General features: G+C 64.8%; 11 protein-coding genes. 7 read left to right on the top strand and 4 right to left on the bottom strand.

The window, feature by feature from the left end; all coding sequences use genetic code 11:
• Positions 1-106: 106 nt before the first annotated feature.
• Both F468_RS0104120 and F468_RS0104115 read right to left on the bottom strand, forming a co-directional pair.
• Positions 107-337 carry a sulfurtransferase TusA family protein gene (locus F468_RS0104120; protein ID WP_012982044.1) on the bottom strand — a complete coding sequence of 77 codons (231 nt, stop codon included), beginning with the start codon at positions 335-337 and terminating at the stop codon, positions 107-109.
• 140 nt (positions 338-477) lie between these two features.
• Positions 478-807 carry a rhodanese-like domain-containing protein gene (locus F468_RS0104115; protein ID WP_018649036.1) on the bottom strand — a complete coding sequence of 110 codons (330 nt, stop codon included), beginning with the start codon at positions 805-807 and terminating at the stop codon, positions 478-480.
• A 268-nt stretch (positions 808-1075) separates the two neighbouring features.
• Between F468_RS0104115 and F468_RS0104110 the strand changes: the two genes are divergently transcribed.
• From F468_RS0104110 to soxB, 3 genes are all read left to right on the top strand, one after another.
• A complete protein-coding gene (locus F468_RS0104110; protein ID WP_012982042.1) occupies positions 1076-1387 on the top strand; it encodes a hypothetical protein in 312 nt (103 codons plus the stop codon).
• Between the two features lie 58 nt (positions 1388-1445).
• Positions 1446-2888: a M48 family metalloprotease gene (locus F468_RS0104105; protein WP_018138345.1), complete on the top strand. Its 1443-nt coding sequence runs from the start codon at positions 1446-1448 to the stop codon at positions 2886-2888.
• 253 nt (positions 2889-3141) lie between these two features.
• Positions 3142-4953, top strand: coding sequence for a thiosulfohydrolase SoxB (gene soxB / locus F468_RS0104100; RefSeq protein ID WP_018138346.1), 1812 nt, complete (start codon positions 3142-3144; stop codon positions 4951-4953).
• 68 nt (positions 4954-5021) lie between these two features.
• Here soxB and F468_RS0104095 read toward each other — a convergent pair whose 3' ends face one another.
• On the bottom strand, positions 5022-5477 hold the full coding sequence (locus tag F468_RS0104095; RefSeq protein ID WP_018138347.1) for an RT0821/Lpp0805 family surface protein: 456 nt from the start codon (positions 5475-5477) through the stop codon (positions 5022-5024).
• Between the two features lie 275 nt (positions 5478-5752).
• Here F468_RS0104095 and F468_RS0104090 point away from each other — a divergent pair, with 275 nt between their 5' ends.
• From F468_RS0104090 to F468_RS0104075, 4 genes are all read left to right on the top strand, one after another.
• A complete protein-coding gene (locus F468_RS0104090; RefSeq protein ID WP_018994656.1) occupies positions 5753-6073 on the top strand; it encodes a hypothetical protein in 321 nt (106 codons plus the stop codon).
• 147 nt (positions 6074-6220) lie between these two features.
• On the top strand, positions 6221-6760 hold the full coding sequence (locus tag F468_RS0104085; protein ID WP_018138349.1) for a YjbF family lipoprotein: 540 nt from the start codon (positions 6221-6223) through the stop codon (positions 6758-6760).
• Between the two features lie 38 nt (positions 6761-6798).
• Positions 6799-7542: a capsule biosynthesis GfcC family protein gene (locus F468_RS0104080; RefSeq protein ID WP_018649039.1), complete on the top strand. Its 744-nt coding sequence runs from the start codon at positions 6799-6801 to the stop codon at positions 7540-7542.
• 17 nt (positions 7543-7559) lie between these two features.
• Complete coding sequence (locus tag F468_RS0104075; protein WP_018138351.1) at positions 7560-9653, top strand: YjbH domain-containing protein; 2094 nt, start codon at positions 7560-7562, stop codon at positions 9651-9653.
• 490 nt (positions 9654-10143) lie between these two features.
• Here F468_RS0104075 and F468_RS0104070 read toward each other — a convergent pair whose 3' ends face one another.
• On the bottom strand, positions 10144-12324 hold the full coding sequence (locus F468_RS0104070) for a polysaccharide biosynthesis tyrosine autokinase (RefSeq protein WP_018138352.1): 2181 nt from the start codon (positions 12322-12324) through the stop codon (positions 10144-10146).
• Positions 12325-12328 lie beyond the last annotated feature (4 nt).

Raw genomic sequence — 12328 nt, 5'->3', positions numbered from 1 at the left:
TCGTCCAGGCACCTATCCAGTTACCGCATGGCAACCGTCGTTTTTCAGGAATCGGGGCGGTCGATCCTTGCGGATCGCCGCCCCGTTTCAGGCACTTAGAGACGCCTTAGGACTTCTTCACGAGGAAGTAGAACTTGCCACCTTCTTCCTTGTGTTCCATCAGCTCGTTGCCGGTCTGCTTGGCGAAGGCCTGGAAGTCCTTCACGGCACCCGGATCGGTGGCGATGATGTGCAGAACCTGACCGGATTCCATGGCCGCCAGGGCCTTCTTGGCGCGCAGGATGGGCAGCGGGCAGTTCAGGCCGGAAGCGTCGAGTTCTTGGTCAAAGTTGGCCATGGTGTGTCTCCTTTAGTGCGTTACCAAAATCAGTTGGGTGCTGAGGTACCAATCGTGGCGGTTCGGGGACCACGACGATCGAACCCTTGCCAGCCGAATTCACCCTTATAGGGGAAACGGGATCGGAATACAACCGAATTCTAATCCGGGGTGACGACCGACTTGCCGGCCTGAGCCCACGCCACGATACCGCCACGCAGGCTGTTTGCGGTCTCCAGCCCTTGCTGCGCAAGAAACGCGCAAGCCTGGGCGGAACGAGCGCCACTCTGGCAGTACAGGACCAGCGGCGTGTCGCCTCCCAGAAACTCGTCCTTGCGCAATGGCAGAACCGTCAGCGGCACCAGCTCGGCGCCAGGAATCACGCCGCGGGACGTCTCGCCAGGGGAGCGTACATCGACGAGCCGAAAGGACTTGCCTTCCGTTCGCCACTGCTCGAGTTCGTCGGCCGTAATCTCCGAGAATCCGTACATGCGTCCCACTCCAAGTGTGCTGAACCGCATCTGCCTGCCTCGCTCGCGGGCCTCGACAGATGGCACCGGTCACGAAGGATGGGCGCGGAGAATAGCGAAACGGACCACAAATGCAAACTTGTCCGACGGTCGGCAGGTGGTTTGTTCTCTCGCGCACAGAAGTCGTGCTATCGTTCCGAGTTGAAGGAAAGACTGATGGACGCACCCGACTCTCGGGCGGGCTCGTCCAGACGATCAACCCCCTGATTCATTCGCGGAGGACTTTGCGGTGGACAAGAGCGAATTCCAGGTCAACGGCCACTACGCCGTGACCATGAAGGACGAAAACGGCAAGCTGCGCCCGGCCAACATCTACGTGCACAGCATGGAAGACGAATACATGATCGTGCGCCGCACCTCCGGCGGTGACGTGGGTCTCCTGTTCAAGCTGAAGTACGACGACGTGGTCAAGATCGTGCGCACCCACAAGGTGCTGGACCGCAAGAAGTTCATGATTCCGGAAGCGATGCTCAAGCCGAAGCTCTGGGAAACCCGTGACAGCATGCGCACCTACTCTTCGGCTCCGGGCCTCGGCAAGTAACCGACCCCGCGATGCCAAGACCCTTCGGAGGCCGGCCCCAACGGCCGGCCTCCGTCGTATGAAGACACGGCTTCTCACGCTACTTTCGACCCTGCTCCTGGTACTCACGCTGGGGGCTCCAACGGTTTCGGCCTCCGGGACCGCCCTGCCCGATCTGGGCGAGGCCTCCGGTGGCGTACTGACCCCCGCGGAAGAGCGCGAGCTCGGCCGCTCACTGCTTCGAGAGATCCGACGGTCCCTCCCACTGGTGACCGATCCGGAAGTTTCCTTCTACGTCGACTCCCTTGGCCGGCAGCTGCTCGCCAATGCCCCTGACGCAGATGGCCCGTTCTACTTCCTGACGATCGACAACGGTCAGGTCAACGCCTTTGCGATGCCCGGCGGAATCATCGGGGTGCACTCCGGACTGATGCTCGAGGTGCGCGACGAGGCCGAACTGGCCGCCGTCATGGCCCACGAAATTGCACACGTCACCCAACGCCACCTGGCCCGAATGTTCGCGCGCGGGCGCGAGGTCAACTTCACCACCGGCCTGGCCATCCTCGCCGGGGTCCTGGCATCGATGGCGGATCCAACCCTGGGCTCGGCCATCATCACCGGCGGTGTCGCGGGCGGTATCCAGCAACAGATCAACTTCACCCGCGCCAACGAGGCCGAGGCCGACCGCGCCGGCATGCGCATACTGGCCAGCGCCGACTTCGACCCGAACGCGATGGCGGATTTCTTCGAGCGTCTACAGGAACTCTCGCGCGGCGTTGGCGACGCGGTGCCCGAGTACCTGCGCACCCACCCGGTCACGCTCGACCGCATCACCGACGCCCGCAATCGCGCGGCCGGCCTGCCGGCGGTCGATACGCGCAACCGCGGCCCCGAGTTCCAGTGGATGCAGGCCCGCACCCGGGCCCTGAAGGACCCGCGCCGTGCGATCGAGATCCATCGCGGGGCCTCGGACCCGGCCCCGCACCAGATCTACGGCGCAATGGTGGCTCACCTGGAGCGCGGCGAACTGGACCGCGCCGCCGAACGGCTGGAGGAAATCCCGGTCGAGGAGGCCCCCGGGATGACGCTGGAGCTGGCGCGCGTCGCACTGGAGCGCGAACGCGGCAACCACGAAGCGGCGCTCGAGATCCTGAATGACCTGGACGCGGTCTACCCCGGGCACCCGGTCATCCGCGAAGTGCTGGCCCGCGTGCACCGAGATCTCGACAACCCCGACCGCGCCATCCGCATCGTCAACGAGATGATCCGCAATGAACGCGCGCCCAACCCCGAGTTGCTGCGACTGAAGGCAGACATCGCGGATGGGGCCGGCTATATTGCGGTCAGCCGCGAGGCCATGGCGGAATATTTCTTCCACCGCGCGCAATACGAAGAGTCAGTACGCCAGTTCGAGGCCGCCATCGAAGCACGCGATGCCAGCGAGCGCGATATCCAGCGGATCGAGGACAAGCGCGACACGGCCAAGGAAACCGCGCGGCAGGCGCGCGAACAGCGCCGCTAGGGTGACGCCGCCCCCCACGAAGATTCGGGGCTCGGTCAAGGGCAGACATCAGCATCCGTCACGGCCAGAAACCGGGGAATCCGGTTCTTGAGGCGCTGCGGGCTGACTACGGCTTCATACCAGCCGGGCGTCGCGCCGGTCGGCAAGGAAGCTCCATACCCAGGGAATGTTCCACAAAGAAATAGCGTCTAGATTGCTGCTTCGAGAAACCCAAAAATCACAATAAACTACTGTAGAGAGAGGTAGGACCCTCATGCATATCTCACGCCGCGAATTCATGCAGCTGCTGGCCGCCGCCAGCGTGGCCGGCTTCCCCCTGGCGGGCTGCGCCAAGGCCACCAATGGCAAGTACGGCACCTCGGGAGACCCGTACGACATGCTGGATCGCTTCGGCAATGTGCATCTGCTGCACTACACCGACTGCCATGCGCAGCTCAAGCCGATCTATTTCCGCGAGCCCAACGTGAACCTGGGCGTAGCCGATATGCGCAACCGCCCGCCGCACATCGTCGGCGAGCACTTCCTCAAGCACTATGACGTCGAACGCGACAGCATCTTTGCCCACGCCTACACCAACCTGAACTTCATGGAGGCGGCCGAACAGTACGGTCGTGTCGGCGGCTTCCCGCAGCTGAAGACACTGGTCAAGAAGCTGCGCGACTCGCGCCCGAACTCGCTGTTGCTGGACGGTGGCGACACCTGGGGTGGCGGCTCGGGCACCGCGCTGTGGACCAATGCCCAGGACATGGTCGATGCACAGAAGCTGCTGGGCATCGACATCATGACCGGCCACTGGGAATTCACCTACGGAGCCGACCGTGTGGAAGAAGTCGTCAACGGCGATTTCGCCGATGCCGGGATCGACTTCGTCGCCCAGAACGTGCGCGACGTGGACTGGGGGGACCTGATCTTCAAGCCGTACGTGATCCGCGAGTTGAACGGTGTCAACGTCGCCGTGATCGGCCAGGCGTTCCCCTACACCCCGATCGCCAACCCGCGCTGGATGGTCGAGCAGTGGTCGTTCGGCATTCGTCCGGACGACATGCAACGCCAGGTCAACGCCGCGCGCGAAGAAGGCGCCGAGATCGTGGTCGCGCTGTCGCATAACGGCATGGACGTGGACATCAAGATGGCGGGCATGGTCGAGGGTCTCGACGCGATCATGGGCGGTCACACGCACGATGCCGTCCCGCAGCCGCTGCCGGTAGAACGCCCCGATGGTGGCACCTGCCTGGTGACCAACGCCGGCTCCAATGCCAAGTTCGTTGGCGTGCTGGACTTCGATTTCCGCGACGGCGAGATCAAGGACTGGGAATACCGCCTGGTCCCGGTGTTCGCCAACCTCCTGGACGAAGATCCGGAGATGGCCGAGTTCGTCGACAACATGCGCAGCCAGGAAGTCACCTACGACGGCGACACCTTCAACATGGAAGAGAAGCTCTCCGAAGAGCTGGCCGTGGCCGAGGACCTGCTGTTCCGTCGCGGCAATTTCAACGGCACCTTCGACCAGCTGATCTGTGATGCGCTGATGGAGGTCCACGATGCCCAGATCGCGTTCTCGCCGGGCTTCCGCTGGGGCACTACCGTACTCCCGGGCATGCCGATCACCTTCGAGCACATCATGGACCAGACCGGCCTGACCTATCCGGAGACGACCCGCAACGCCATGACCGGCGCGCAGATCAAGGACATCCTGGAAGACGTCGCCGACAACCTGTTCAACGCCGACCCGTTCTACCAGCAGGGGGGCGACATGGTCCGCGTGGGCGGCCTCCGCTATGCGATCGATCCGGAAGCCGAGATCGGTAGCCGCATCTCCGAGATGGAGCTGGGCGGCGAGAAGATCGATCCGGACAAGGAATACGTCGTCGCCGGCTGGGCCAGCGTCCAGCAGGAGCCGGCGGGCGGTACCGGCACGATGATCTGGGACAACGTCGCCGAGTACCTGCGCAACCAGTCCGACGGTGTTCGCATCAGCAAACTCAACGAGCCGAAGGTCAAGGGCATCGGCGAGGACAACCTCGGCTATGTCCCGACGACCGAGGACATGTACCGTCCCTCCTGATCCTGCCGCAGGTCCAGGAACGAGAAAGCCCCGCGATCGCGGGGCTTTTTTGTGGGAGATTGCCGGTCTTACTGATTGACCCAGCGTCCCTGCGCATCCCTGCACGCCGTACCGTTCACCGTTTCCGGCTGTCCGTTCATCGTCGTCTGCACCTGGTACTCGCGGCAGTCCTGCCCGGACGCCTGATAGGTGCGCGTGGGGGTGGCCTGATACTGGTACCCGGTATTGGGGTTCTGCCAGGTGGATGCCCGATGATCCGGATTGTGTTCCAGGGCATGCGAGACCTGCTGGCGATCGACCTGATCCATGGTGCGTCCAACGGAGCCGCCGATCGCTGCGCCGGCCAGCGTACCCGCGATGATCGCCGCGGTCCGCCCCCGACCACCGCCGATCTGGGAACCAATGACGCCGCCGGCCGCACCACCGATCACTGCACCGGTCTGCTGTTTGGTGGGCGGCGTCTGGCAACCGGCGAGCAGAAAGGTCACGCTCGCCACCGCCGCTAACAACACTGTCTTCTTCATCTCTGCCTCCGTTGCGCGGCCACCGGACCGCACTGCACAACTGCATCATTCAAGTTAGCGGCGAAGACCTGAACGCTGCGTGAAAATCCGGGCACGCAAAGCCGGCGGCTGAATGTGACCTCCAGGCCGCAAAACTTCCAAGCCGTTCAAAACACGTATGAGAAACCTCGTATTCATGTCTCAGAATCGCCCCCCTCCGCTGTCGCTTTCAGGCATCCCTTCCTAGACTGTCCTCCGGTAAAAGACACCCCCCCGGTGAAGTGAGGAACGTGACCATGATCAAGAAGATATTCGCCACAGCCATTGTTGCCAGTGTGTTCGTAGCCGGCCCGGTGATGGCGCAGTCCGCCGGCGCGGGCGCCAGCGCCAGTGCCAGTGCCAGTGCCAGTGCCCCGCAGGGGAACCCCAGCTCGCCGGTCGCCGGTGGCACCCCCTCGGGTGGCATCTCCGCAGCCGCGCGTTCGGAACCGGGCGCGGTGTCGCGTATTGCGACCCGCTCCGGTCGCCTGGTGGGCCTGATTGCCTCCACCGGTACGACTCCGGGTACCGGTACCACCCCGGGCACGGGTACCACCCCCGCTACCGGCACTCGGTAACGAACGCCCATGCGAACCAATTCGCACTTCCTTCGCGAAGGCCGCCTCCGGGCGGCTTTCGCATGTCTGGGCCTTGGAGTTTTCGTGAGCCTGGTCACGGGCTGCGGTAGCGGGGGGCCCACGCCGCTGGGGGCATCCCTGCAAGGCATGGTCACGGGCGGGCCGGATGTGAGCTCCCGGGCAGAGGAGATTCCCTATGCGTCGCTCGCGGTTCGCACCGAACACCATCAGGGGTTGCTGATCCTTGGGGCCCTCTCCGACGAACACACCTTCTGGCCGAGTGCCGAGGGCCTTTCGCTGCAGCTGCGCGACGGGGGGCTGTTTGCCACGTCCGGTCTCGAACAGGACCTTCTGGGAACCCACCACCCCGATGCCGATGCCCCCCCCTGGCGCCAGGCAAGCCCCGCCACCTACCAGGTCGAACGGCATGTCCGCGCACCCTCCGGCGCCATTGTCCGCCATGTCGGCGAGGGCACCCTGGACTGCGGGACTCGCACATCGCGGGACCTCCCCCTCGTGACTCTGGAACTCGAGCGCTGCCGCGAGCGTATCGACTGGGAAGGTGCCGGAACGACTCGCGCCGATTTCTGGCGTGACCCCGAAACCCGCGATCTATGGGCATACGACGGCCAGGCCTGGCCGGATGGTCCCTCGATCGCCTGGCAGGTGGCTCGCCCCTGGTGGTAGCCCTCGCAGGAGGCATGATGCAACGCCATTTTCATCCCATGTGGCTGGCCGTGGGCTTGCTGGCCCTGGCCCCAACGGTGGGCTCGACCGACGACACGCCGGTCCCGCCCTCGCTCGCCGAAACCTGGGTGACCTGGCAGGAAGAACTGTCCGAACCCATCGACTGGGCCTACGGTTTCGCCCTGCGTAGCCGCGATGTACGCCCCATCGACCACGAACGCCGACGGCTCCTGGCCGAAATCGAACTGATCGGACAGACGATGGACATCGGCGGACGCCCCGAGGTGGCCCGGGCACTCGATTCCTGGAGCGAAACCGTCGAGGCGATGGAGGCGGCTCCCAATGTACGCAGTGCCGAGCGCCTCGACCTGCCCTGGCTCCTGGCCAATCTGCGCCACGCGCCCGACCCGTCCGGCATGGAGCACATTGGCTACTGCACCCCGCCCGACTGGGTGGAGCTGTGGTCCCTGGATGGTGTGGACCGCCATGAATGGACCCCGGGGATGACCCTGCAGGACCTGCTCGCCAAGCCCTCGCGCACGGCGCTGCGCGGCACGGACACGGCCGCCGTGGTTTCGCCGGTCGGCGAGGTCCACGTATTCGGCGCCGCGCCCTGGAACCGTGAGGACACCGCGATCGCCCCCGGGACCCGGGTGATGACGCACCTCCATGTCCGTGACCTGGGGGGGTCGGTAGAGGGTGACCTGCTCAACCAGCGCCTACCCCGCTTTCTTGCGACCCGTTTGCCGGGCGACAACTGCACACTTCGGAAACTGCCATGAACGCTACACCTTTGCGCATGCGCCGCCGCAGCCTGGTGGTCGCCGTGCTCCTCGGCCTGGGCCTGCCCACGGCACAGGCCGAGGAATTCGGACTCGGCCAGGGCCAGCGGGATACCGGCGGGATCGGTCTGATGCAGACCCCCACGGCCCGCACCGGTGATGCCGGTCACTTCGCCGCCGGCTGGAACCGCACCTACCCCTACCGTCGCTGGAGCGTCTTCGTACAGCCGCTCGACTGGATGGAACTCGGCTTTCGCTATATACAGGTCGAGAACCGACCATATCTGGCCGCCGGCGATGACGACCGGTACAACATCGACAAAGGCGCGGACATCAAACTCCGCCTGGTCGAGGAGAGCCGCTATATCCCGGAAGTGGCCGTCGGTTTTCAGGACCTGGGCGGCACGACCCTGTTCGGTGGCGAGTACCTGGTTGCCAACAAGCGCTGGAACAACTTCGACTTCTCCCTGGGGATTGGCTGGGGTTACCTGGGCAATCACGGCGATATCGAATCACCGCTTGGCTGGATTGACGACAGCTTTGACGAACGCCCACGGTCCGCCGGGGGTGGTCAAGGCGGCGAGGTCGCCACGCACCAGATGTTCCGTGGCCCGGCGGCCCTGTTCGGGGGGGTCGAGTACCAGACGCCCTGGGACCGCCTGCTGCTTCAAGTCGAATACGAGGGCAACACCTATCAGCAAGAACCTCAGGACAACGCCCAGGAACAGGATTCCCGCTTTAATTTCGGCGCGCGGCTGAAACTGACCAACAGCATTGAGCTGCATACCGGCTGGCAGCGCGGCAATACCGCGATGGTGGGCCTCCATTTCACGACCAACCTGGCGCGGCTCTCGCAGCCCAAGGCCGACGACCCGGCCCCAGTCGACCCCGCCCATGTGGAGCGCCGCGACTGGGATGCGGTGGCCACGGACCTCAATACCAATGCCGGGATCTACGTGACCGAGATCCGCCAGGTCGGCGACACCATCGAGGTCACGGGCGAACCGGCCCGTTACCGCAACCTGAAGCAGTCCGAAGGGCGGGCCAACCGTCTGCTTGAGGCGCAGGCCGATGCCGGCATCCACACCTTCCAGTACCGCTGGCAGACACTGGGGCTCGACCTGCGCGAGAGCCTGCACGACCGGGAGGCCTTTGGCCGCGCACTGGCCTCCGCGGATCACGAGACCGACTACCGGCACAGCGTGCGGGTACGCGATATCGAACCTACGACGAACAATGATCGCGGCGAGGTCCTTTACGAGGCCGAACCCCGGCGCTTCGAATGGGGCGCAGGCCCCTCTCTGGAACAGAACTTTGGCGGCCCCGACGGCTATCTGTACCGGCTGTCCGCCTATCTCGATGCCAGCTATCACCTCGCCCAGGGCACCTGGATCTCGTCCATGCTCACGACAACCCTGGCCGACAACCTCGAGAACTACGAATACATCGCCGATTCCGAGTTGCCCCGCGTGCGCACCCACATCGGCGACTATCTCGCCGAGACCAGCGTAGGCATCTCCAACCTGCAGGCCACCCACACCAAGCGACTGGGCAAGAACTGGTACGCGATGGGCTACGGTGGCCTTCTGGAGATGATGTACGCGGGTGTCGGGGCCGAGGTCTTGTACCGGCCGTTCAACAGCCGCTGGGCCATCGGCGTCGATGCCAACTGGGTACGCCAGCGCGAGTTTAACCAGCAGTTCGGCCTGCGGGACTACGAGCAGGTGACTGGGCATGTGACCACCTACATCGACACCGGCGTGCAGGACATCCATGCACGGGTGAGCGTAGGCCGCTATCTGGCGGGCGACCTCGGGACCACCCTCGACTTCTCGCGCGAATTCGCCAATGGCGTGCGGGTCGGCGCCTGGTCGACCTTCACCGATGCTGGTGACGATTTCGGCGAAGGCAGCTTCGACAAGGGCCTGTACCTGTCGGTCCCCTACGACTCCTTCTTCTCCACCTCCAGCCGCAACCGGGCCAACATCGCCTGGCAGCCGCTGACCCGCGACGGTGGTGCGCGCCTGAACCGACGTCATCAGCTGTTCGACATCACCGAAGAACGTCAGGTCGGCCGCTACTGGGACGAGCCCGACGCCACCTGGCGTTAATCCCCCGGTGTCCGGGGCATCGAGTCCCGGGCAGCCCTTCCTTCCAGACACCCTGCGTGCCTGCACGCACCCGCGTCGCCTGCCCTTGTTCGCCTGCCAGATTCGACACAACCAGCCCCCCCCTCTGAATCGGGAAGCCCGCCACGGCCGCGCATCCCCAACCGGACCGCACGGCATCGTTCGCCCCCGGGTACACACCCGTTAGCTGGCTTTCGACTCTCCGCGCCGCGCAGGAAACCCACTGAAACCCGCCGGCAGACTGGGCACCCCAACGTCCGCTGGCCAGCAGCCAGTGCGGGCCGCCCGGGTCATTCGCCTGGCAATCGACTGAAAGACTGCACACGCGCAGCGGGGGTCACGCAGAACCGGCCAGGGCAAAGGCGTGGCCCATGGCTGGCGGCACCCGATCCGCGCCACAAAAAAGCCCCGGCATTTGCCGGGGCCAGGGGTGCGTCAGATGGGGCCACTGTTTAGCGGCCCCCCTGGACCACTACTTGTAGGAGTAGTGGTAGTAACCGTAGCCGTAGCTGGTCGAGGCCTTGTACTCGATCGAGTTCAGGATACAGCCACGCACGTCGACTCCCGCTGCATCGAGACGGCGCCGTGCCGACTCGATCTCGCGTAGCGGGTTCAGCTGGAAGCGCACCACCATCAAGGTGGTCGAGCACTGGCGTGCCACCACGGCCGCATCGGTGACCGCCAGGATCGGCGGCGTGTCGATCAGCACCAGGTCGTAATCCCGGCTGAGCTGTTCCAGCATGCGGCTGAAACGGTCGCTCATCAGCAACTCCGACGGGTTCGGTGGCGCGCTGCCACGGGCGATGTAGTCCAGCCCCTGGATGTCCGTGCGGCGCAGCACGCCTTCCAGGGATTCCTGGCCCGCCAGAAACTCCGAGAGTCCCCCGTCGCTGCGCTGACCGAAGGCGTGGTGTACATGCCCCTTGCGCAGATCGGCGTCGATGATCAGCACGCGCTGCCCCGCCTGGGCACAGACGGTCGCCAGGTTAACCGAGACAAAGCTCTTGCCCACATTCGGACTCGGACCGGTAATCACCAGGCGGTTGTTTTCGGCCTCCAGCATCGCGAAATGCAGGCTGCTGCGCAGGCCACGCAGTGCCTCGATTGAATCGTCGGCCGGATCGATCGAGGCCAGCACGCCCCCCGGGACATCGTAGCCGCGCGGCTGGTTGCTCCGTTTCACGCGGCGCAGCAGGTTCTCCTGCGCCCTGGAACGCGGCACGCTGGCATACACCGGCAGGTCGATCGCCTCGATTTCCTCCTGCGATTCCACCCCGCGGTTGAACATCCCGCGCACCAGCACCAGCGCGATCGCCAGGCCACCACCAAATACCGTGGACAGCATCACGATCAGGTTGCGCTGCGGTTCGACCGCGGACAGCCCCGCCTGGGCGTCGTCCAGGATGCGGACATTGCCCACCGTGCTGGCGCGGGCGATATCCATCTCCTGCATGCGATTGAGCAGCTGGACGTAGATGTCCTGGTTGACCTCCACATCCCGGTTGAGACGCAGGATCTGCTGCTGGGTCTCCGGCAGCGCGCTGACCTCCTGGTTCAGCCGGTTGCGCTCCTCCTGCAGCTTCTGGCGTTTGTCGATCAGGGCCGCATAGGTCGGATGGCTGGCCGTGTACCGCCGGGAGATCTCGGCCTCCTCGAACTCCAGCTCGTTGAGCTGACGTTCCAGGTTGACCAGGCGGTCGAGCACGGCACGGGTCTCCTGCGAGAGATCCACGCTGTCGCGCTCCGTGCGGTACTCGTTCAGCGCATCCTCGGCGGTTTGCAGCTGATCGCGCACATCCGGGACCTTCTCCTCGAGGAACTCGAGGCTCTTCTCGGCCTCGGCGGCCTTGCGCTGAACATTCTGCGTCAGATAGATCTGGCTGATGGTGTTCAGGATGCGCTGGGCGTGCTGCGGGTCCGGATCGGTCAGGGTCAGGCTGAACACGCCACTCTCGCGGCCCTGCTGCCCCACCTCGAACTGCCCACGCAGGCTGTTGATCGCCGCCAGGCGCGAACGCCGCTGGATATCAAAACGCGCACCCGGCCCCGCATCCATTTCGGCCACACGCAGGCGCACGTCACCCTCGAAGAACTCCACGTCCTCGCCGATACGCCCCTCGCCCAGTTCGTGATCCCCGTTGATCAGGCGATAACGATCGTCATCCAGGACCTCCAGCGTAAAGGTGCGCCCCTCGTAGGCTCGGGCCACCTGGAACTCGCCCACGTTGATCGACTCGCCCGCCCAGACACTGGACTGAGCAAAGGCGGGGCGCTCCATGCCCCGGCGAACGAGGTAATCGCCCACCACCGGCATACGGTGCGGGCGTACCACCAGATCCAGTGCCTCCTGATCGACCGTGCGCCCGAGGACCATGCGTGAACGCAGGATCTGCAGCTCGGCCTCGACGCGCGGCTCCTGCCCCAGCATCTCGCGCACACTGGACAACGGGCTGCTGAAGCGTCCCATGTCCTCCACCTGCACCAGTGCATCGGCGCGGTAGATCGGGGTGGACACCGTGGCGTATACCGCGCCCGCAATGGCAAACAGTGCCGTTATGAAAATGATCAGCCACTTGTGGTCCAGCAACTGGCCGAGCAGTCGGCCAATATCCAGTTCGCCTTCCGGCACCCCGGGGGAATGGTTCTTTGTCATCGGG

The organism is Thioalkalivibrio sp. ALJ2, from assembly GCF_000378325.1.
Taxonomy (GTDB): Bacteria; Pseudomonadota; Gammaproteobacteria; order Ectothiorhodospirales; family Ectothiorhodospiraceae; genus Thioalkalivibrio.
This window is presented reverse-complemented; position numbering and strand designations above follow the sequence as displayed.

Excerpts from the sequence above, each read along its gene's own strand:
- F468_RS0104120 (WP_012982044.1), bottom strand. The coding sequence starts at position 337 with ATGGCCAACTTTGACCAAGAACTCGACGCTTCCGGCCTGAACTGCCCG.
- F468_RS0104115 (WP_018649036.1), bottom strand. The coding sequence starts at position 807 with ATGTACGGATTCTCGGAGATTACGGCCGACGAACTCGAGCAGTGGCGA.
- F468_RS0104105 (WP_018138345.1), top strand. The coding sequence starts at position 1,446 with ATGAAGACACGGCTTCTCACGCTACTTTCGACCCTGCTCCTGGTACTC.
- soxB (WP_018138346.1), top strand. The coding sequence starts at position 3,142 with ATGCATATCTCACGCCGCGAATTCATGCAGCTGCTGGCCGCCGCCAGC.
- F468_RS0104095 (WP_018138347.1), bottom strand. The coding sequence starts at position 5,477 with ATGAAGAAGACAGTGTTGTTAGCGGCGGTGGCGAGCGTGACCTTTCTG.
- F468_RS0104090 (WP_018994656.1), top strand. The coding sequence starts at position 5,753 with ATGATCAAGAAGATATTCGCCACAGCCATTGTTGCCAGTGTGTTCGTA.
- F468_RS0104085 (WP_018138349.1), top strand. The coding sequence starts at position 6,221 with ATGGTCACGGGCGGGCCGGATGTGAGCTCCCGGGCAGAGGAGATTCCC.
- F468_RS0104080 (WP_018649039.1), top strand. The coding sequence starts at position 6,799 with ATGTGGCTGGCCGTGGGCTTGCTGGCCCTGGCCCCAACGGTGGGCTCG.
- F468_RS0104075 (WP_018138351.1), top strand. The coding sequence starts at position 7,560 with ATGCGCCGCCGCAGCCTGGTGGTCGCCGTGCTCCTCGGCCTGGGCCTG.
- F468_RS0104070 (WP_018138352.1), bottom strand. The coding sequence starts at position 12,324 with ATGACAAAGAACCATTCCCCCGGGGTGCCGGAAGGCGAACTGGATATT.